The 19,413-nt window shown below is 74.0% G+C and carries 19 protein-coding genes; 3 read left to right on the top strand and 16 right to left on the bottom strand.

Annotation, left to right across the window (positions count from 1 at the left end):
* Positions 1-286: 286 nt before the first annotated feature.
* Complete coding sequence (locus ABD52_RS28715) at positions 287-1,006, bottom strand: hypothetical protein (RefSeq protein ID WP_235437584.1); 720 nt, start codon at positions 1,004-1,006, stop codon at positions 287-289.
* 5 nt (positions 1,007-1,011) lie between these two features.
* The gene (locus ABD52_RS28710) at positions 1,012-1,515 is read right to left on the bottom strand and encodes a SigE family RNA polymerase sigma factor (RefSeq protein ID WP_013285212.1); all 504 of its coding nucleotides are present in this window, start codon (positions 1,513-1,515) and stop codon (positions 1,012-1,014) included.
* A gap of 136 nt (positions 1,516-1,651) precedes the next feature.
* Between ABD52_RS28710 and ABD52_RS28705 the strand changes: the two genes are divergently transcribed.
* Positions 1,652-2,443 carry a DUF3152 domain-containing protein gene (locus ABD52_RS28705; RefSeq protein ID WP_047893822.1) on the top strand — a complete coding sequence of 264 codons (792 nt, stop codon included), beginning with the start codon at positions 1,652-1,654 and terminating at the stop codon, positions 2,441-2,443.
* Between the two features lie 55 nt (positions 2,444-2,498).
* On the opposite strand, the gene ABD52_RS28700 is transcribed toward ABD52_RS28705, so the two are convergent.
* The 4 genes from ABD52_RS28700 to ABD52_RS28690 form a co-directional block, all read right to left on the bottom strand.
* Complete coding sequence (locus tag ABD52_RS28700) at positions 2,499-3,326, bottom strand: DUF72 domain-containing protein (protein WP_200905252.1); 828 nt, start codon at positions 3,324-3,326, stop codon at positions 2,499-2,501.
* 29 nt (positions 3,327-3,355) lie between these two features.
* Positions 3,356-3,523 (bottom strand): hypothetical protein, encoded by a 168-nt coding sequence (locus tag ABD52_RS40325; protein ID WP_170215081.1) that lies wholly within the window; start codon positions 3,521-3,523, stop codon positions 3,356-3,358.
* 184 nt (positions 3,524-3,707) lie between these two features.
* A complete protein-coding gene (gene prfH / locus ABD52_RS28695) occupies positions 3,708-4,313 on the bottom strand; it encodes a peptide chain release factor H (protein ID WP_047893821.1) in 606 nt (201 codons plus the stop codon).
* A complete protein-coding gene (locus ABD52_RS28690; RefSeq protein WP_047893820.1) occupies positions 4,310-5,464 on the bottom strand; it encodes an RNA ligase RtcB family protein in 1,155 nt (384 codons plus the stop codon). Before ABD52_RS28690 ends, prfH begins: the two co-directional genes overlap by 4 nt.
* 226 nt (positions 5,465-5,690) lie before the next feature.
* Here ABD52_RS28690 and ABD52_RS28685 point away from each other — a divergent pair, with 226 nt between their 5' ends.
* Positions 5,691-6,449: a peptidylprolyl isomerase gene (locus tag ABD52_RS28685; protein ID WP_013474698.1), complete on the top strand. Its 759-nt coding sequence runs from the start codon at positions 5,691-5,693 to the stop codon at positions 6,447-6,449.
* A gap of 70 nt (positions 6,450-6,519) precedes the next feature.
* The gene (locus ABD52_RS28680) at positions 6,520-7,497 is read left to right on the top strand and encodes a DUF2804 domain-containing protein (RefSeq protein WP_047893819.1); all 978 of its coding nucleotides are present in this window, start codon (positions 6,520-6,522) and stop codon (positions 7,495-7,497) included.
* A 43-nt stretch (positions 7,498-7,540) separates the two neighbouring features.
* Here ABD52_RS28680 and ABD52_RS28675 read toward each other — a convergent pair whose 3' ends face one another.
* The 10 genes from ABD52_RS28675 to ABD52_RS28630 all read right to left on the bottom strand — a co-directional run bounded on the left by ABD52_RS28675 (position 7,541) and on the right by ABD52_RS28630 (position 19,022).
* Positions 7,541-8,914, bottom strand: a complete 1,374-nt coding sequence (locus ABD52_RS28675; RefSeq protein WP_047893818.1) for a glycosyl hydrolase family 18 protein — start codon at positions 8,912-8,914, stop codon at positions 7,541-7,543.
* 176 nt (positions 8,915-9,090) lie between these two features.
* Entirely contained in the window at positions 9,091-11,352 is a 2,262-nt protein-coding gene (locus tag ABD52_RS28670) for a catalase (protein WP_047893817.1), read from the bottom strand.
* A gap of 92 nt (positions 11,353-11,444) precedes the next feature.
* Positions 11,445-12,107, bottom strand: a complete 663-nt coding sequence (locus ABD52_RS28665) for a 4'-phosphopantetheinyl transferase (protein WP_013285223.1) — start codon at positions 12,105-12,107, stop codon at positions 11,445-11,447.
* Positions 12,104-12,928 (bottom strand): metallophosphoesterase, encoded by an 825-nt coding sequence (locus tag ABD52_RS28660; protein WP_013285224.1) that lies wholly within the window; start codon positions 12,926-12,928, stop codon positions 12,104-12,106. The genes ABD52_RS28665 and ABD52_RS28660 overlap by 4 nt, the downstream gene beginning before the upstream one ends.
* Positions 12,929-13,003: 75 nt before the next feature.
* Positions 13,004-13,954, bottom strand: a complete 951-nt coding sequence (gene pip / locus ABD52_RS28655; RefSeq protein WP_047893816.1) for a prolyl aminopeptidase — start codon at positions 13,952-13,954, stop codon at positions 13,004-13,006.
* Positions 13,955-13,997: 43 nt separating this feature from the next.
* Positions 13,998-14,372: a hypothetical protein gene (locus tag ABD52_RS28650; protein WP_047893815.1), complete on the bottom strand. Its 375-nt coding sequence runs from the start codon at positions 14,370-14,372 to the stop codon at positions 13,998-14,000.
* 124 nt (positions 14,373-14,496) lie between these two features.
* Positions 14,497-15,966 (bottom strand): hypothetical protein, encoded by a 1,470-nt coding sequence (locus ABD52_RS28645; RefSeq protein WP_013285227.1) that lies wholly within the window; start codon positions 15,964-15,966, stop codon positions 14,497-14,499.
* A gap of 136 nt (positions 15,967-16,102) precedes the next feature.
* On the bottom strand, positions 16,103-17,065 hold the full coding sequence (locus ABD52_RS28640; protein WP_047893814.1) for an anti-sigma factor RsbA family regulatory protein: 963 nt from the start codon (positions 17,063-17,065) through the stop codon (positions 16,103-16,105).
* Positions 17,062-17,889 (bottom strand): MEDS domain-containing protein, encoded by an 828-nt coding sequence (locus ABD52_RS28635; RefSeq protein ID WP_013285229.1) that lies wholly within the window; start codon positions 17,887-17,889, stop codon positions 17,062-17,064. Before ABD52_RS28635 ends, ABD52_RS28640 begins: the two co-directional genes overlap by 4 nt.
* Positions 17,890-17,912: 23 nt before the next feature.
* Positions 17,913-19,022 carry a hypothetical protein gene (locus tag ABD52_RS28630; RefSeq protein ID WP_047893813.1) on the bottom strand — a complete coding sequence of 370 codons (1,110 nt, stop codon included), beginning with the start codon at positions 19,020-19,022 and terminating at the stop codon, positions 17,913-17,915.
* Between the last annotated feature and the right edge of the window lie 391 nt (positions 19,023-19,413).

Raw genomic sequence — 19,413 nt, 5'->3', positions numbered from 1 at the left:
CGCCCGCTCTCCGTGATCTTGCACTTGCGGCCCTGCCGATGTCGTGAATGCCCCGTCTGACCGGGCAGAAAGCGCATGATCACCGGCGACGACCGATCCCCGCCCCACCTGCGCGTCAGATCTTGGTACGAAGGCGCCCCCGTGAGGGCGCTTTCGTACCAAGATCCACGTGACTCGGCCTCCTGACGCCGGTGATCAAGGAGTTTGTGTCCTCGCCGGGGCGGTTTCGGGCCGCAAACTCCTTGATCATCCGGGGGAGAGACGGGAGAAGGGGAGAGGGGCCGGGCTACAGGCGGCGGCCCTGGGCGGTGCGGGCGGTGATGCCGTCCAGGGGGGTTCCCGGGGTGAGGGTCGTCGGGTCGAACCAGAAGATCACCACATCCGGGTCCTCGCTCCAGCGGACCAGCCTCGCCTCGACCTGCCGGCCGTCGACGGTCCCGACGATGCGGGCCGCCGGACCGACGAAGTAGCCGAACGTGGGGATCGACGCGTCGGTGGGCACCCGCTGCTGGTCGTACCCGATCTCGTGGAACCCCGGCCGGCGGTCGCTGCCGGACACGTCGTTCACCAGGAAGTCCGATGTCAGGCGGCCGTCCGGCGCGCGGCGGCCGGCGACCAGGCCGATCGTCACGCGCGGCAGTTGCGGCACGTCGACCGGGACCATGAAGAACACGCGCTCGTCGGCGCCGTACCGGATGCCGCTGTCCACGACCGTCCCGAGCGGTCGCGGCGGCGCCCCGGTCGGGGCCGGCGCGGCGGTCGGCGTGGGCGGAGGAGTGTCGGCGGACGCGGTGGCGACCGGCTCCCCGGCCGGGAGGTCCGGCGGGCCGGGCCGCGTCGCCACGGCGCCGACCCCGACGGCCACCGCGACCGTCGCCACCGCCGCCGCGACCCCCGCGCCGATCCGCCGGCGGCGGCGCAGTCGGCGTCCCCGGCGCATGATGTCCGCGATGTCCAGGCCGTCGGCCCGCTCCGTCGCCCGCATCACCCGGCGCAGCTCGTCCATCTCGGTCACCGGCACGTCTCCTGCGGTCGCGGCGCGGACAGACCGGCGGTACGCAGCTTCTCCAGCGCCCGCGACGAGGTGCTCTTGACGGTGCCGACGGACACGTCGAGTTCGCGGGCCACCTGGGCCTCCGGCAGGTCGAAGTAGTGGCGCAGGACGACGACGGCGCGTTCACGGGCGGTGAGCGTGCCGAGCGCGGTGACCAGCCACCGCCGGGTCGCCACCTCCTCGGCCATGTCGCCGCCGCGCCGTTCCGGCAGGTCGTCGCTCGGGTACTCGCGGATCGGCCGCCGCCAGGTGTCGACGAGGTGGTTCACCAGGACCGACCGGGCGTAGCCGTACGGGTCGCCGTTGCGGATCCGGGACCAGGAAGCGTACGTGCGCACCAGCGCGGTCTGGGCGGCGTCCTCGGCGTGGTGGTGGTTGCCGGTCATGAGGAACGCGGCGTGCGTCAGCCGCGCGGAGGACGCCCGCGCGAACTCGACGAACTCCGCGTCACCCCGGGCCATGCCGGTCCTCTGCACCTCTCACCCCGGTAGGGACGTGCGGGACGCGGAAAAGGTTGAGTCCCCGCCGGACCAACTTCCGCGACGGGTCACCCGTCCTCATCCCCGTGCCCCCGACCGGGCGCCGAGGGGAGACGAGATGACCAGGACCGTGGACCGGACACGCGGCGCCGCCGTGATCGCGCTGGCGGTGTCGCTGGCCGGCTGCACACCGGCCGTGGCCGATCAGCCCGCAGTCGCGCCGTCCGGACCGGCCGGGCCGTCCGCCGCCGTGCCGTCCGCGTCGGCGGCGGCGCCCGTCCGGTCCCGTCCGGCGCGGATCGGCTATCCCGCCGACGGCGCCGACGAGTGGCGGTTCGCCGCCGCCGAGCCGGCCACCCACGGGGGTACGGGCCGGCTGCTGCGCTACCGGGTGGCGGTGGAGCGCGACATCACCGGTCTGCCACCGGCCGATTTCGCGGCGCAGGTCACCGGCATCCTCACCGGCCCGGGTGGCTGGACGACCGACGGGCGGATCGCCCTGCGCCGCGTCGGTGCCCGCGGGCCCGCCGACTTCACCGTCTACCTCGCCACTCCCGGTACGCGCGACGACCTGTGCGGGGACGGGCCGGACCGGTACACGTCCTGCCGTAGCGGGGACCGGGTGGTGGTCAACGTGGCCCGCTGGGTGCGCGGCGCGCCCGCCTACGGCAGCGATCTCGCGGCGTACCGCCGGTACGTGGTCAACCACGAGGTCGGCCACCGTCTGGGTCACGGGCACGAGCGCTGCCCGGGGCGGGGACGTCCGGCGCCGGTGATGCAGCAGCAGACGCTCGGCCTGCACGGCTGCACCCCGAACCCGCTGCCGTTCCTGCGCGGGGAGCGGTACGCGGGACGGTCCGGCGCGTACGACGACCGCCTGCCCCCGCCCGAGGGCGGCCGGGCAGGCTGAGCGGGCTGAGCGGGCTGAGCGGGCTGAGCGGGCTGGCGGCGATCCCACCCGGCGCTCAGAACAGCGTGGCCGGGCCGACCGGCTCCGGCTCGGGCAGCGGCGCGAGCCCGGGCACCCGCTCGCGGACCTGGTCGTGGAAGCGGCGGGCCAGCTCGGGCGCGTCGGCGTTGTCCGGCGTGTGCACGAACACGGTCGGCGAGCGGCCCTCCCGCAGCCAGCCGGTGACCACGTCCAGCCATGGCTGCCAGCCCTCGACCGTGCGGGCCGGGTCGTCGCGGCCCAGGTAGCGCACGATCGGCCGGTCGGTCAGCGCCCGGGTACGCAGCGGCAGGCGCGGCTTGCGCGTCCACGCCTCCCGCTCGGCGTCGCTCGTCGGCGGCGTCCGGAAGAACGCTGTGGTGTCGAACGGGATCCACTCCGCGCCAACCCGGTACAGCGTCGCCTCCAGCGCACGTACCGCACCGGGCTCGGTGAAGAAGGCGGGGTGGCGGACCTCGACGGCGTACCTGTGGGTGGTGGGCAGCGTGCGCAGGAACCGGTCGAGGTCGGGCACGTCACCGGGGCCGAACGAGCCGGGCAGCTGGATCCAGAGCGCGTCGGCCCGGGGGCCGAGCGGCTCCATCGCGTGCAGGAACGCCCGCAGTTCGGCCTCGCCGCCGGTGAGCCGGCGCTCGTGGGTGACCACCTTCGGCAGCTTCGGCAGGAAACGGAAGCCCGGCGCGGTCTGGTCGGCCCAGGACGCCACCGTCTCCCGGGCCGGGGTGGCGTAGAACGTGGTGTTGCCCTCCACGGCGTCGCACCACCCGGCGTACGCGCGCAGCCGCTCGTGTGCGGGCAGCGGGTGCGGCAGGAAGCGGCCGGACCAGGCCTTGTGCGTCCACATGGCACAGCCCACGTGCAGGCGCATCCCGGTCACCGGTAGGGCCGGCTCGTCGAGGCGCCGCGCAGCGCCGCGGCCGCGAACGGACCCGTCTGGGTCAGCAGAGCCAGGCCGAGGAAACCGGCCAGCAGGAACCCGCCCGAGCCGACGAGGATCCACATCGCGACCACGGCGCGGAAGCGCTGCACGAGCGGGTTCACCGGACGCGGTCCATGTCGCGGGCGCCGTCGGTGACCTGCCCGGGGTCGGCGGAGTACGCGCTGTAGTGGCCGCTCCTTCTCCGCCGCATCAGTCCTCCTCGCGCGCCGTACGCCGGCGGGCCGGGCTGCCCGTCCGCCGCGCCCACGGTAGCCTGGGCCCTCACGCGCGGCGGACCGGGCCGTGTCAGGGGCGTTCCACCCGTACCGGGTCACCGCGCACGAGCTCGTCGTGGACCCGCCAGCGGGCGTCGACGCCCGCGCGCCGGGCCGCCTCGTCGTCGGCGGCGATCCGCTGCCGCAGCAGCTCGACCGCGATCCGGCGGTTGAGGTGCAGGTGCCGTTCGGTGTCCACCACCACGGTCCGGCCGGACGGGCGGTGCGTGGCCCGGACGGCGGTGCTCGCCTTGTTGCGGTGCTGGCCGCCCGGCCCGCCGGTGCGGCACGGCACGAACTCGACGTCGGCCTCGTGGAACGGCGTGACCACCACGTCGGTCCGGCACGTCCGCGCGGTGACGTACCAGTTCTTCCGTCCGTGGCCCGTCCGGTACGGGCTGGGCGCCTGCCAGCAGAGCGTGCCGGTCCACCCGGCCGCGAACGCCTTCGCCCCGGCGCCGGTGATCCGGACCAGCACCGACCGGTAGGTGCCGGCCCGGTCGCCGGGCACCGTCTCGACCCGTTCGGTACGCAGGCCCCGCCGGACCGCCTCGCCCTCCAGGCGGGACAGCAGCCGGGCCAGCGCCCACGCGCACTCGGCGGGTCCGCGTCCGGCGGACAGCAGCAGCTCGGTCACCGGCGGCCCTTCCGGCGCTCGTCGCGGCGGCCCACGTCCGGCGTCTTGTAGGTGACCAGCGGAACCGTTGTGGTGACCGGTGTGGCGAGGTCGTGCGCCACCAGGTCGCCGATGACCTGCTCGATGCGCTTGTACGCGGTGGGCGCCTCCTCGAACAGCAACTGCCGGTCGCCGCACACCACGATCGAGCCGACCGGCGTACGGCGCAGTTCCTCGACGGTGTGCTTGGCCCGGCCCCGGCGCAGCGCGTCGGCGCGGGACATCTTGCGCCCGGCGCCGTGGGCCACCGAGTAGCCGGCCTCCGGCCCGGCGTGCGCCGCCACCAGATAGGAGGGCGTGCCACGGGTGCCGGCGATCAGCACGTCCCGCCCGTCGCCCGGCGCCGCGCCCTTGCGGTGCAGGTAGCGTCCGTCGCGGATCTCGACCAGGTTGTGGCACTGGTCGACGACCGGCTCGGTGGGTTCGGCGCCGAGCGCGTACGCGACCCGCGCGGCCAGCAGCCGCCGATTGAGCGACCCCCACCGCACTGCCGCGTCGTGCCGGGCCAGGTAGGCGTCCGGGTCGGGCGCGGGACCGGCGCCGTGCGTCTCGGTGTGCTCGCGCAGAATCCGTTCGCCCAGCCCGCGCGACCCGGAGTGCACCACGAGCACCAGGTCACCGGCGTCCAGTCCGAGCCGCGCGGCGTGCTCCGCCGCGAGGATCGGCCCGACGCGGGCCAGCTCGACGAAGTGGTTGCCGCGCCCGACGGTGCCGAGACCGTCGAGGTGACCGGCCGGCACGTCGCCGTCGAGCACCGACCAGGCCGGGTCGTCGGCGTCCCGGTCCGGGTCGAGCGCCCGGTCCAGGTCGGGCAACCGGGCCGCGAGCCGCTCGGGTACGACCCGGCGCAGCGCGATCGGGAAGACCGCGATGCCGCACCCGATGTCGGAGCCGACGAGGAACGGGTAGAGCACGGTCGAGGACATCGCGGCACCGATCGGCGCGCCCTTGCCGGGGTGCAGGTCGGGCATGGCAGCGACGTGCGCCATGCCGTCCAGGGCGGCGACCTGACGGCACTGGTCGAGCGCGGCGGACTCGATCCAGCTGCCGGGGGAGGAGAAGACGGAGACGGTGGCGGGCACGACGGCCCGCCCGGAGGGGTACGCGGACACAGACGCTCGTTTCTGGAGGAGAACGCGGAGGACGGCGGACGGCAGGCGGCGCGGAGGGCCTGCGGGCGGGGATGCGATCCGTCAGAACGTCATGCCGCTCAGCCTCGCGGAGGCGGCCCCGGGGCGGCAACCGACTTTCGACCCGCCGGAGCGCCCGCGTCGACATCGGGTGACCCGGTCCATAGACTCCGGTCGTTCTGGTACCACGAGTCCAGGGAGGACCACCGTGTCGAGCGAAACCCGAACGCACGCCGCATTACCCCTGCTGGCCCGCCTCGCCGGGGTGAGCGTGGCCGCCGCGACGATCGTCGCCGCCGCAGGTGTCGCCGCGACCGCGGCACCCGCCGCCGACCCGGCGCCCACGAAGGGGCCGTGCGCGTACACGCCCACGCCGGACGAGCCGGCCGCTCGTCCGGTGCCGCTGCCGCCGGACCCGCGCCGTACGCCGGACCGGGGCACCGTGCGGGTCACGCTGCGCACCAACCAGGGGCCGATCGGGCTGACGCTGGACCGCGAGCAGGCGCCGTGCACCGTGCAGAGCTTCCTGCACCTGGTCCGGAAGCGCTTCTACGACCGGACGCCCTGCCACCGGCTCACCGCGTACCCGACGCTCACGGTCCTCCAGTGCGGCGACCCGTCCGGGACGGGCGAGGGCGGCCCGGGCTACCGCTACCGCGACGAACTGCCCACCGACCTGCCGCCCGCGCCGACCGACCCGACGGGCGTACGCCGCCTGTACGCGCGCGGCACGCTCGCCATGGCCAACGCCGGCCCGGACACCAACGGCAGCCAGTTCTTCCTGGTGCAGGCCGACTCGGCGCTGCGCCCGAACTACACCGTGTTCGGCCAGGTCGACGCGGCCGGGCTGGCCACGCTGGACCGGATCTCGGCCGGCGGCATCGCGCCCACCCCCGAGGACCCGGCTCCGGTCGACGGCGCCCCGGCGGTGCCGGTGGAGATCTGCCGCGCCAAGCAGGGCCGCTGACGCGACGGCCCGGCGGGACGGCCGTCCAGGCCGCCCGCCGGGCCCGTGCGGTCGTCGGTAGCCTGCGGCGATGACGCATGAGCGGGAGATCACCGAGCCGGTCGACCTGTGCCGGCCGGACGGGCGGCTGAACCCGGACGCGGTCGGCTGGAGCCGCCGGCCACTGCACCGGGCGAACCTGCGCGGCTGGGGCCGGGCCAAGCGGTGGGAGCACTGGGGCGTGGTCACGCCGACGCACATCCTCGGCCTGGTCGCGTCGTCGCTCGACTACGCCGGGGTGCAGAGCCTCTACCTGCTCGACAGGCGTACCGGGCGGGAGACCACGGCGGAGGCGGTGGTGCCGTTCGCCCGGGGCACGGTGCTGCCGCCGGTGAGCGGCACCGGACCGGTCCGCGCCCGGGGCGGGAAGCTGACCGTCGCTGTGGAGCAGGGCCCGGACGGCAGTACGGTGCGGGCGAGCGCGCCAGGTGTCGAGGTGGACCTGACCGTGCCGCTGCCGCCCGGCCACGAGTCTCTCGGCGTGGTGGTGCCGTGGAGCACCCGCCGGTTCCAGTACACGGTCAAGGACATCGGCCGGCCGGTGCACGGCACGATCACAGTGGACGGCACGGCGTACCCGGTGGGGGAGGGGTCGTACGCGGCGCTCGACCACGGCCGCGGCAAGTGGCGGTACGCGGTGCGGTGGAACTGGGCGGCCGGCAGCGGACCGGGCCGGGCGATCCAGCTCGGCGGCAAGTGGACCGACGGCACCGGCTCGACCGAGAACGCGGTCTTCGTCGACGGGCGGCTGCACAAGATCGGCGCCGACCTGACCTGGGCGTACGACCGTACCGACTGGCTGCGGCCGTGGCGGATCACCGGCGACCGGGTGGACGTCACGTTCCACCCGTTCCACGAGCGGGTGGCGCGGACCAACCTGCTCGTGCTGGCCGGGGAGACGCACCAGTGCTTCGGGCACTTCACCGGCTGGGCCGCGACCGACGACGGCGGGCGCGTGGATCTGGACGGCCTGGTCGGCTGGGCCGAGGAGGCCCGTAACCGCTGGTGAGGCCGGTCCCCGCCGGGCCGGGCCGCCCGGCGGGGAAGCCCGATCAGGCCGGCAGCCGCCAGACCTGGTTGGCGCCGCCGAAGCAGTCCCAGATCTGCAGCCGGGTGCCGTTGGCGGAGCTGTTGCCGGTGGCGTCCAGGCACCGGCCCGACGCCGGGTTGCGCAGCGTGCCGTTGCTCTGGGCCTGCCAGGTCTGAGCGCCGGTGCCGTTGCAGTCCCAGAGCTGGATCCTGGTGCCGTTCGCGGTGCCGGCGCTCGTCACGTCCAGGCACTTGCCCAGCGCCCGCAGCGTGCCGTCACCGGCGACGGTCCAGCTCTGCGCGGCGGTGCCGTTGCAGCCGTACAGCTGGATCGCGGTGCCGTTCGCGGTGCTCGCGGCCGCCACGTCCACGCAGGCGCCGCCGATGCCTGTGATCGGCCCGGTACGCCCGGACGGCGGCGGCGTGCCACCGCCGGTGACGGTGTCGTAGATCGCGCTGACCAGCGAGGTCGAACCGGTGGTGTCCTGCGACAGCTCCCAGTTCATCATCCCGCCGGCGTTCGCCAGGGCCCACTGCGTCTTGCGCTTCACTGTCGGTACGCCGTTGTAGCACTGCTGGGCGCCGCCGGCTGTGGTGCAGTCCCGGTTGGCGTTGGCCGGGTCCATGCCGACCAGCGCCGAGTAGGTGTAGTAGCCGGGCCGGCTGTAGAAGGGCACGCCGAGCACCGCCTTGGCGGCGGGCAGGCCGCGCGACTTCCACCTGTTGACGCTGGCGATCGACCAGTCGTAGCCGGCGTGCGGGCCGCCGCCGTCGTACGCCATGATGTTCAGCCAGTCCACCGAGCCGAAGACGGCTGTGGGCACCCCGTCGACGTAGTAGCCCTCGGAGACCACGGCGGCGGTGAGCAGCTTGCCCCGGCTGTGCAGGGCGCTGCCGAGCTGCTGCATGAGCAGCGTGTAGTTGTTCGCCGAGGCGCCCGGGTCGGGGTACTCCCAGTCCATGTCGACGCCGTCGAGGTTGTACTGGTTGACGAAGGCGATCAGGTTGTTGACGAACGCGGTGCGCGTGCCGGAGTTGGCGGCGAGCGCCTCGAACGCGGAGTCGTCGCCGTCGTTCCAGCCGCCGACGGCGATGGAGACCTTGACGTTGCTGGCGTGCCCGAGCGACACGAGTGAGGACAGCTTGCCCGGGTTCTCCACCGGGCGCAGGCTGCCGTCGCCGTTGGGGAGCACGAACGCGTAGTTGATGTGGGTGAGCTTGCCGTACTGGACGGTGTTGACGTTGCCGCTCCAGGACGGCATGTAGCCGACGCTCTTGAAGTTGTTCGGGAGGACCACCGCCTCGGCGGCGGTCGGGGCGAGGGTGAGCGCCGCGGCGGTGGTGGCCAGCGCGAGCGCACCGGCGGCGAGGCGCCGCCGGAGGTGAGGTCTGGGCATCGAGGGCCTTCCCGGGGGACGGGGGCGGATGGGGGTCTTCCTCGAGGTGGCCCAAATATTAAAGAGTATTAACTAAGGCGTCAACGACGACCGTCGATGAGTGACGGCCGGTGAGCGGTGGCGCACGCACAGCGTGGGGCGGCCCCGTCCGGGACCGCCCCACGCGCGACTCGGGATCAGGCGACCGAGGCCGGGAACCTCTCCCAGACCCGGTGCGCCGCCATCAGCCGCTGCACCTCGCCGAGCACCTCCGTGCCGGAACCACCGGTCACCACGCCCGGCGTGCCTGTGACACCGGCCTGGTGCAGCACCTCGGCGCCCGCGCCCCAGGCGCCGATCACCTTGGCGTGCCGCCACGCCTCCTCGACCAGCAGCAGCACCCGCGGGTCGACGGTCGGGGAGCCCGGCGCGCCGGCCTTGGCGTCGCGGGCCGGCAGCGCGTCCGGCGCCGGAGCGGGGGCGCCGGCCAGCAGCACCGCGTCGAACTCGACCGAGCGGCCGGTGGCGAACGTGCGCTGCACCGGCAGCCCGTCGACGGTGCCGCCGTGCGCGGCGATCAGCAGCGGCACCATGCCGGCGGCGAACACCTCCCGGCGTACCTCGTGCACGTCGCCCAGGTCGGCCTGGGCGTCGACCACGATGCCGACCATCCGGCCGTCGGCCGGCCACTCCCGGCCCACCTGGGACAGCGCCGGGCTGGGCTGCACCTCCGCCTGCGGCACCGTGGGCTGCGGCACGGGCAGGCCCAGACCGATCGCCACCTGCTCGCACAGCACCGGGTCGACGTTCGCCAGGCACTGGAGCTGCCGCTCCTTGATCGCCTGGCGGTAGCACTTGCCCAGCTCGAACGTGTACGCCCGGATGATGTGCTCCTTCTCCACCGGCGACATGCTCTGCCAGAACAGGCGTACCTGGCTGTAGTGGTCGTCGAAGGAGGCCGGCGCGGCCCGTACCTTCGGCGCCTCGGCCACAGTCACCGGCGTGTCCACGAACGCGTGCTCGCGGTCGCCGGCCGGGAACGGGTTGCCCCCGTCGAGCGAGTTCGGCCGGTACGGCGCCACGCCCGCGTGCACCGCGTGCTGGTGGAAGCCGTCACGCAGCATGTCGTTGACGTCGGCGTGCGGCCGGTTGATCGGGATCTGGGTGAAGTTCGGCCCGCCGAGGCGGGTGAGCTGCGTGTCCACGTACGAGAAGAGGCGGCCCTGCAACAGCGGGTCGTTCGTCACGTCGATGCCGGGCGGCAGGTGCCCGACGTGGAACGCCACCTGCTCGGTCTCGGCGAAGAAGTTGCGCGGCGTCTTGTTGAGGGTGAGCTTGCCGATCGGCTGCACCGGCGCCAGCTCCTCCGGCACGATCTTCGTCGGGTCGAGCAGGTCGATCCCGGCGAACGTCTCCTCGGGCGTGTCCGGGAAGACCTGGATGCCCAGCTCCCACTCCGGGTACGCGCCGGCCTCGATCGCGTCGTACAGGTCGCGGCGGTGGTAGTCCGGGTCGATACCGCCGATGAGCTGCGCCTCCTCCCAGGTCAGCGAGTGCACGCCCAGCTTCGGCTTCCAGTGGAACTTGACCAGCACCGTCGCACCGGCCTCGTCGACCATGCGGAACGTGTGCACGCCGAAGCCCTCCATGGTCCGGTAGGACCGCGGGATGCCCCGGTCGGACATGTTCCAGATGGTGTGGTGCTGCGCCTCGGTGTGCAGCGAGACGAAGTCCCAGAACGTGTCGTGCGCGCTCTGCGCCTGCGGGATCTCCCGGTCCGGGTGCGGCTTGCCCGCGTGGATGACGTCCGGGAACTTGATCGCGTCCTGGATGAAGAACACCGGGATGTTGTTGGCGACCAGGTCGAACGTGCCCTCGTCGGTGTAGAACTTGGTGGCGAAGCCGCGGGTGTCGCGGACCGTGTCGGCCGACCCGCGCGAGCCCAGCACCGTGGAGAAGCGGACGAAGACCGGCGTCTCGCGACCCTTCTTCAGGAACCCGGCCCGGGTCACCTCCTCGGCGGTGCCGTACGCGACGAACGTGCCGTGCGCGCCCGCGCCCCGGGCGTGCACCACCCGCTCCGGGATCCGCTCGTGGTCGAAGTGGGTGATCTTCTCCCGCAGGTGGTGGTCCTGGAGCAGGACCGGGCCGCGCGGACCGGCCTTCAGCGAGTGGTCGGTGTCGCGCAGCCGGGCGCCGTTGGCGGTGGTGAGGTACGCGCCCTGCTGCCCCTTGGCGATCTTCGGCACGCCGGTCTCGGCGCCGGTCGGGGTCCGGGTGTCCGGCGCGCCCTGCTCGTCCTTGGGCGGCAGCGGCCCGTGCGCCGTGGTCGGCTCCTCCAGCGGTGGCGGCGCGCTGCCGGGAGCGCCCGGCACGTCCGGAGTCAGCGCGTCGCCGACCTTCTCGACGGCGGCTTCGACGACACCCTTGACGATCTGGGTGGGCTTGCTGGATTCCATCAGGACCTGTCCTCCTACAGCGAAATGTCCAGGCCCCTTCGGCCGTACCCCAGGTCAGGGCGGGCAAACCGGAACAATCGCGGTAAGGCCGGTCAGGACCGGCGCGGCACGGCCACGGCGGTGAGCAGCAGCCCGCCGCCGACCAGCCAGCGGCCGTCCAGGACGTCCAGCGGCGGGCCGCCGTCGGTGCGGGTGCCGTCGACCAGGATCCGGGCGGTGAACCGGCCGGCCCGGTCGAACGTCAGCTCCGCCTCCTCGAACCCGAGCCAGCGCCCGGTCAGCGGGTACCACGCCTTGTAGACCGACTCCTTGGCGCTGAACAGCAGCCGGTCCCAGTGCGTCGCCGGGTCGGCGTCACGCAGCGCGGCCAGTCGCTCCGGCTCGCCCGCGGTGAGGACGATCCCCGCCACGCCGTCGGGCAGCGGCTCGTGCGGCTCCGCGTCGATGCCGAGCCCGGCCAGCGCCCCGGCCGGGGCCACCGCCGCCGCCCGGTAGCCGGTGCAGTGCGTGATGCTGCCCACCACGCCGTCCGGCCAGACCGGCTCCCGGCGGGGGCCGGGACGGATCGGCGCCGGGGCGTACCCGAGGCGGGCCAGCGCCTCCCGCGCGCAGCGGCGGGCGGTGACGAACTCCTGGCGGCGCGCGGCCACCGCGCGCGCCACCAGGTCCTCCTCGCCCGGGTACGGCGTCTCGTCCGGCACGTCGGCGAACGCCTCGACGGCCAGCGCCCCGGCCGGCAGCAGCGTTCCGATCATCCGAGGATCCGTTTCATGGGCGCCGGCTCGCCGCCGCGGCGCCGCCACTCGCGCGGGTAGCCCAGCGACACCTCCTCGAAGCGCACCCCGTCGTAGTGCGTGGTGCGGGGGATGTGCAGGTGGCCGTAGACCGCGACGGCGGCGCGGTGGCGCACGTGCCAGTCGGCCGTCCGGTCGGTGCCGCACCACTGGGCGAACTCCGGGAACCAGAGCACCTCGGTGGGCTGCCGCACCAGCGGCCAGTGGGTGACCAGCACTGTCGGCAGCGCCGGGTCGGTGGCCTCCAGCCGCCGACGCGTCACCTCCAGCCGCGCCGCGCACCAGGACTCCCGGTCCGGGTACGGGTCGGGGTGCAGCATCATCTCGTCGGTGCACACCACACCGGCGTCGTACGCCGCGCGCAGCGACTCCTCCTTGGTGGTGGTGCCGGGAGCGCGGAACGAGTAGTCGTAGAGCAGGAACAGCGGCGCCACGGTGACCGGCCCGCCTTCGCCCCGCCACACCGGGTAGTCGTCCTCCGGGGTCAGCACGCCCAGCTCGCGGCACATCGCGACCAGCGCGTCGTAACGGGCCACCCCGCGCAGCGTCACCGGGTCGTTGGGGTGGGTCCACAGCTCGTGGTTGCCGGGCGCCCACACCACCCGCGCGAACCGGTCGCGCAGCAGCCGCAGCGTCCGCTCCACGTCGGCGAAGACCTCGCCGACGTCACCGGCCACGATCAGCCAGTCGTCCGCCGTCTCCGGCCGCAGGCCGTCCACCACGGCGCGGTTCTCCGCGTACGACACGTGGAGGTCACTGACCGCGTACAGCGCACCCGTCACCCGGCCGATCTTGCCAGCGGCGCCCCCGGATGACCAGGCTCGCCCGCCGGGCTGTCGGGGGTCCGACCGGCCCGGTCAGCCGACCCTCGCGGTCACCTCGTCGAGCGCGCGCAGCACCTCCCGGGTCACACCCGGCTCGGCGGCGGAGTGCCCGGCGTCCGGCACGATCCGCAGCGTCGCCTCCGGCCACCGGCGGGCCAGGTCGTACGCGGACACCGGCGGGCAGCACAGGTCGTAGCGGCCGTTGACGATCACGGCGGGCAGGTGCCGGATCCGGTCCACGCCGTCGAGCAACTGGCCCTCGGCGAGGAAGCCGCCGTGCACCGCGTAGTGCGACAGGATCCGGGCCACGGGCAGCGCCTGGTCGTCGGCGGTGAAGTGGGCGAGCAGCTCCGGGTCGGGCCGCAGCGACGAGTTGACCGCCTCCCACCGCCCCCAGGCCCGCGCGTACTCCCGGGCCCGCGCCTCGTCCGGGCCGTGCAACCGCCTGTGGTACGCGGCCAGCACGTCGTCGCGTTCGCCGGGCGGGATCGGCGCCACGAACCGCTCCCACTCCTCGGGCTGGAGGTGGCGCAGCCCGCCCTGGTAGAACCAGTCCCGCTCGCTGCGCCGCAGCAGCAGCACGCCGCGCAGGACCAGCCCGGTCACCCGATCCGGGTGCGCCTGCGCGTACGCCAGGCCGAGCGTGGTGCCCCACGACCCGCCGAACACCAGCCACGAGTCGATGCCCAGCCGCTGCCGGATGGTCTCCAGATCGGCCACCAGACGCCAGGTGGTGTTGGCGCGCACCTCGCCGTGCGGGGTGCTGCGACCGGCGCCGCGCTGGTCGAACAGCACGGCCCGGTGACGGTCGGGGTCGAAGAACCGGCGGGCCACCGGCACCAGGCCGCCGCCGGGCCCACCGTGCAGGAACACCACGGGTACGCCGTCCGGCCGCCCGACCTCCTCCACGTGCAGGACGTGGCCGTCACCGACCGGGATCCGGTGGGTGGCGTACGGCTCGACGGGCGGGTGCAGGCCGGTCATGCCCTGTCATTCTGCCCGGCGTGGGCGTGCCGGGTGGTCCCGCTCAGCAGGCGACGTTGCCGCCGAGGTTGTCCAGCAGCGCGTCGGCGACCCAGCCGGAGACACCTGTGGTGACGTCCCGCAGGTACGTCCACGTGTAGGTGGTCTTGCCGTTCGCGGTGACCCGGTCACCGCTGGCGAAGCAGTGGAAGTCGACCGTGTGACTGAGCTGCCCGTAGCCCAGGGAGGCGCAGGTGGTGTGCGGGCCGGTGCGGATGTTGACGTTCGTGGCGTTGAACAGCTGGCCGAACTTGCTGTCCACGTTGGAGTGCGAGTGGCTGCACCCGGCGCTCGCCGGTCCGGCCGTACCGGCCACCACGGCGCCCGCCGAGGCGACGGTCAGGACGACGGCGGCACCGATCGAGGAAATCTTCCGCATACCCGTCAACCCCCGAATAAAGATCGAGATGCACCAGCAGATCGATCCAAATATTTGCATATAGCAAGGTCGATGGGCAAGATGCGGCGCCGCCGGCCCGGCCCGGACCGGCGGCGCCGAAGTCTCAGGCGGTGGCCGGTACGCCGTTGTCAGTACCCGTGGTCTCCGCCTCGGGCACACCGCGCGGAGCCGGCGTGCGGACCGCGAACGCGTCGAAGCTCGGCCCGTCCAGCCGCTCGACGAACGGCTCCACGACCGGCGGCTCCGACCGGTCCGGCTCGATCGCGTCCGGCTCGATCCGAGCGTCCACCGCCCGGGGCGTCACCTCGGCCGGCACGGTGATCGGCGGGCGCGCCGCCACCTGCGGGTACTCGGCTGTCTCCCCGCCGCCCGCGGCGGCCGCCATGACCGCCGCCGCGGCCAGGTCGGCGACCCGCTTGGCCTCCCGCTGCACCCGGGCCCGGGTCTCCTTGGCGTGCTGCTCGGCCAGGTCCGCGGCGCGCCGCGCCTCGTCCAGCCGCTTGGTCTCCGCGGCCAGCTCCCGGCGTACGCCGACCAGCCGCTCCTCCACCTCCGCGCCGGTCCGCTCGATGGTGGCGATCTCCCGGCGGGTGTCCTCCAGCTGCCGGGAGACGCTCTCCAGCTCCGCCTTGAGCCCGGTCAGCGTCTCCTGCCGCTGCTGGATCTCCCGCTGCACGCCGGCGAGCTGCTCCTGGTGCGCCGCCGTCTCCTCGTCGGCCCGCTCCCGGACCTCGGTGGCGTACTGCTGCGCCTCGGCGACCAGCGAGGCGATGTCCTTCTCCGCGGCGGCGGCCCGGTCGGCCAGCTCCTGCTCGGCGGCGGCCCGCCGCTCGTCCAGTTCCTTGGCCATCGTGGCCTGCCACTGGGCCAGCTCCTGCTGGGCCTTGCTGCGGTTGGCCTGGACCTCCTGCTGGATCTGCGTCCGCGCGGCCTTCACCAGCGCCTCGGACGCCGAGCGCGCCTGCTCGACCTGCTGCACGCTCTGCTCGGTGATCCGCTTCGCCTCCTGCTGGGCCCGGTCGTGCGCGGCCTGACCCTCGACGCGCAGCTTCTCCGCCAGCTCCCGCACCGCGGTCAGCTCCGCCTGCGCGGCAGCCCGCCGCTCCTCGTCCACCCGCTCCTGCTCGGCCCGGCGGGCGGACAGCTCCTCGTCCAGCTCACGCCGCTCCCGGGCGGCCTGCTCCTGCGCCGCGGCGAGCAGCTTCTCCGCCTGCCCCTGGACCTCCTCCGCGCGCCGGGTGGCCACGTCGGTGATCTGGCCGGCCTGCTTCTCGGCCAGGTCCAGGATCTGGTCGACCATCGGGCCGAGGTCGCGGAAGGACGCCCGGTCCACAGCCGTCGGACGGTCGCGCAGCTCCACCGCCTCGGCCTGCACCCGCTGCACCTGCGCGGTCAGGTCGCGCACCTGCGCGTACGCCCGGTCCCGCGCGGCGGTCAGCGCGCTCACCTCGGCGTCGATCTGCTCGACGTACCGGTCCACCTGACGTTTGTCGTAGCCGCGCAACGCGGGATCGAACCGGGGCCGCCCGGACAGGTCGTCGTGGGGTGCGAACGGCTCGGCACCGTTGGACATTCGCCATCCTCCGTCGGTTCGCCAGCGCCAGGCCGGCGGATGACCGCCCCGCAGGGCACGATGAGGCGCTACGGTACCGCGTCCGCGCGCGAGGCTCGCCCCGCCCCGCCCTCCTGCCCGCCGACCGGCGGCACGGTCAGACCGGGAAGTGCGGGTTCCCCGCCGTCAGGCGGATGGTGAAGCCGGTCGCGTCCCTGTGGTACGTCACGTGGTCGCAACTCTGGTGGCTGATCCACAGGCCCAGACCACCGTCGGAACCGTCGCCCGCCGGCAGTAGCCCGGCGAACGGGTCCTTCGGGCCGGTCCCCCGATCGTGGACGGTCACCACGATCCGGTCCGGCGCGCGCCACAACCGCAGGCACACCGGCGGCTCACCGTGGCGCAGCGCATTGCTCACCACCTCGCTGACCGCGATCACCAGGCCGTCCAGGCCGTCGGGCGGCAGCAGGCCACGGTCGGCGGCGCGCACCTCCGCGCGGGCGCGGGCCGGCGTCGGGTCGACCAGCTCGACCAGCGGCGCGGTCCGCTGCACCGGGTCCGCCGGTGCCGGACGGAACTCGGTCAGGTAACTCGTCGGGTCGGTGTAGAGACCGGCCGTCTCGTGCCCGCCGTCCGTCCGTGCCACCAGCGGGTGGGTACGCGCCACGTCGGCGAGCACGTGCGCGGGCGTGCCCCGCCGGTCGTAGGCGCAGATGCCCCACAGCGGGAAGTCGTCGTAGGCGTGGTTGATCGCCGACTCGTAGCGCGCCCACCAGTCCCAGGTCGCGCCGAGCAGCACCGGCGGCAGCCCGCCGACCATCCGGATCTGCGCCGCCCCCGCCGCCACGTACGACGCGAGCAGCTCCCGGTAGGAACGCAGCGCGACGCTGGGCCGGGCGTAGACGTCACCGACCGGCAGGAACGTGACCTCGGCGCCGGTGGGCAGCGCCCGGCGCACCAGCTCGGCGTTGCGCTCGTCCAGGTTCACCGCCGTCGGCTCGCCGGCCGCGATCCCGTCCAGCAGGAACGGCAGCGCCACCGCCAGCAGCTCCTCCTCGGAGTCGTAGACGAACGCCTCGTGGAAGTAGCCCACATGGCCGAAGGCCGCGCCGCTCCTCATCGGACGACCTCCACCCGTACCTCCGACAGGCCGAGCAGGTCGACGAGCCGGGCCGGGGCGCGGCTCGGGGTGCGCAGCACCGCGACGGCGTCGTGCCGGCGGGCGTGGTCGCGCAGGTGCAGCAGGCTGCGGTGGTCGACGAAACGCAGCTCGGCGGCGTCGAACACGACCCGGCCCGCCACCGGCCGCGGGTCGGCCCGCTCCAGCGCGGCGGCGAAGTCCCGGTGGTTGGACGGGTCCAGCTCGCCGGCCAGCGCCACCACCGAGTCGCCGTCGCCGGCGTGCAGCCGGAACAGCACGTCCGCGTTCGTCACCGAGTGCAGGCAGGCCAGCTCGGCGATCGCCGCGTCGTCCAGCCGCCGGCGGTCGTAGGCACAGACCGCCGACATCGGCCGGTGCCGCATCCAGTGGTCGATCCGGTGCTCGTAGCGGGCGAACGCGTCCCGCTGGGCGGGGGTGCGGACCAGGCTCGTCGCCTCGGCCAGCACCCGCAGGCCGGTGTGCCCGGCGGTCAGCGCCTCGGTGGTGGCCCGCACGTACGCCCGGACCTGCCGGTCGGGGTCGACGATCTCGTCGTGCCGGTACGCCTCGCCGACGGGAACCAGCCGTAGCGCGTCCCGCCGGCGCGCGGCGTCGACCCCGGGGACCGAGGCCAGCCAGCCGGTGACTGTGGCGCGATCCTCCGGACAGACCACCCATACCTGCTCACCGGCGGCGAGACCGGCGCTTACCTGCTCGACCGCCAGCGCGCGCAGCGTGGCCGGATCGTCGTAGGCGAGGCAGCCATGAGTGTAGCCCGGGTACGTCACGCCCCCGCTGGTCACCGACTCCGCCTCATGGACCCAGTCTATGCCCCGCCCACCTGGAGATCGCGCCAGGCCGTGGCCTCGGGCGGCGGGTCGCCCAGCTCGAACTCGGCCCAGTTGTTCCAGTACGCGATCGCGTCGACGTCGGTCTGCTGCCGCAGCCACGTGACGTGCTCGCGGATCGTCCGTGCCCGGCCCGCGCCGGTGGTGTCCGCGGCGGTACGGCTCAGCCCGTACTCGGGCACCAGCAGCCGGATACCCGGGTACGCGGCGCGCACCTTGCCGAAGGCCACGCCGAACATCCGGGAGGCGGGCCAGTACGCGGCGGTGTCCCGGGAGTAGCAGTCCACGCCGTAGTGGGTCATGCCCGGGTAACCCCAGTCGGCCGGGTTGCCACGCCCCTCGTCCAGCCAGTAACGGGTCACGATCGGGCCGTGCCCGAGCACCCACCGCCGGTTGCGGTGCGCCGCCAGGATCTGCGTCACCCGGCTCGCCGTCGCCCGGTACGTGGCCGGGGCCACGTCGCCCATCGGCTCGTGGTACCAGGTCAGATAGATCGGGCGGTTCACGCCGTCGAGCCAGCCGGCCAGCTGCTCGACGTCGTCCTTCCAGCTGACGTGCATGACGGCCGAGGGCGCGTCGGCGAACTTGCCGGCGTTCAGCGGGGGCAGTTCCGGCAGCGCGTCCGCGTCCGGGCCGTCCGTGCCGAAGTCGCGCATGTAGCGGATGCCCGGATAGTCGGCCACCGCGCGCTGGGTCCGGGCGCCCTTCTCGGCGCTCATCCCGACCAGCAGCGGCACGGTCAGCGTGGTGGTGCCCGTGCCGGTGCGGCCGGCGCCGTCACGCGCCGTCGCGGTCAGCGTCACCGTGCCCCGGCCGGCCAGCACGGTGACTGTGAAGCGGCCCGGTTCGGCGCCGCTCGGTGTGACGGTCACCCCCGGCGAGGCGCCGGCGAGCTGGATGGTCAGCGGGACGCTCAGGTCCACCCGGACCGGGCTGTCCCAGGTGACGCCGGTGGGGTCGCTGACCCGGCCGGCTAGCGTCAGCAGCCGGGAGTCGGGGTGATAGGCGTCGACCCGGACGGTGGTCGACTGCCCGGGCAGCAGGACGGTCTGGTCGGCGGTGACGGAACGGACGACGGGTGCGGCCATGAGGCTCTCCTTCGACGTGCTTCGCTGCCGCTCCGGCCGCACGTCTTCGGGTGGCCAGAATGGCTCTGACCTGCGCTTTTACCAGCTTGCGTCGGTTCGGCCCCGATCGTCAGGGTGGCCGCAGATGGCGCGAAACTCGGTCGCCGCCGCGCTGTCCCGCCCGCATCCTGGACCGGAGCCGGACTACCCGACCTTCCTCCTCGACCTCGCCCCTCGGCAGTGACCCCCCTTCCCGCCTTCCCTTGGCGTGACCGGCTCACCGCCGCTCATGATCGACACCAGGTCGGGGAGGTGGCTGCATCGGCGATGGTCTGATGCCCCCACTTCCCCGACCTGGTGTTGATCATGGGGCGGGATGGCACCACTTCGGGGAGGTGGTGTGGATCGAGGG

This window comes from Micromonospora sp. RV43, assembly GCF_001029515.1.
GTDB classification, from domain to species: domain Bacteria; phylum Actinomycetota; class Actinomycetes; order Mycobacteriales; family Micromonosporaceae; genus Micromonospora; species Micromonospora aurantiaca.
Note: the sequence above shows the minus strand (reverse complement) of the source record. Positions and strands in the feature narration are given on the sequence as shown.

Excerpts from the sequence above, each read along its gene's own strand:
- ABD52_RS28700 (WP_200905252.1), bottom strand. The coding sequence starts at position 3,326 with ATGTGGACGCACAAGGCCTGGTCCGGCCGCTTCCTGCCGCACCCGCTG.
- ABD52_RS28680 (WP_047893819.1), top strand. The coding sequence starts at position 6,520 with ATGACGCATGAGCGGGAGATCACCGAGCCGGTCGACCTGTGCCGGCCG.
- ABD52_RS28705 (WP_047893822.1), top strand. The coding sequence starts at position 1,652 with ATGACCAGGACCGTGGACCGGACACGCGGCGCCGCCGTGATCGCGCTG.
- ABD52_RS28670 (WP_047893817.1), bottom strand. The coding sequence starts at position 11,352 with ATGGAATCCAGCAAGCCCACCCAGATCGTCAAGGGTGTCGTCGAAGCC.
- ABD52_RS28665 (WP_013285223.1), bottom strand. The coding sequence starts at position 12,107 with ATGATCGGAACGCTGCTGCCGGCCGGGGCGCTGGCCGTCGAGGCGTTC.
- ABD52_RS28675 (WP_047893818.1), bottom strand. The coding sequence starts at position 8,914 with ATGCCCAGACCTCACCTCCGGCGGCGCCTCGCCGCCGGTGCGCTCGCG.
- ABD52_RS28640 (WP_047893814.1), bottom strand. The coding sequence starts at position 17,065 with ATGAGGAGCGGCGCGGCCTTCGGCCATGTGGGCTACTTCCACGAGGCG.
- ABD52_RS28645 (WP_013285227.1), bottom strand. The coding sequence starts at position 15,966 with ATGTCCAACGGTGCCGAGCCGTTCGCACCCCACGACGACCTGTCCGGG.
- ABD52_RS28630 (WP_047893813.1), bottom strand. The coding sequence starts at position 19,022 with ATGGCCGCACCCGTCGTCCGTTCCGTCACCGCCGACCAGACCGTCCTG.
- ABD52_RS28715 (WP_235437584.1), bottom strand. The coding sequence starts at position 1,006 with ATGGACGAGCTGCGCCGGGTGATGCGGGCGACGGAGCGGGCCGACGGC.
- pip (WP_047893816.1), bottom strand. The coding sequence starts at position 13,954 with ATGACCGGCCTGCACCCGCCCGTCGAGCCGTACGCCACCCACCGGATC.
- ABD52_RS28710 (WP_013285212.1), bottom strand. The coding sequence starts at position 1,515 with ATGGCCCGGGGTGACGCGGAGTTCGTCGAGTTCGCGCGGGCGTCCTCC.
- ABD52_RS28650 (WP_047893815.1), bottom strand. The coding sequence starts at position 14,372 with ATGCGGAAGATTTCCTCGATCGGTGCCGCCGTCGTCCTGACCGTCGCC.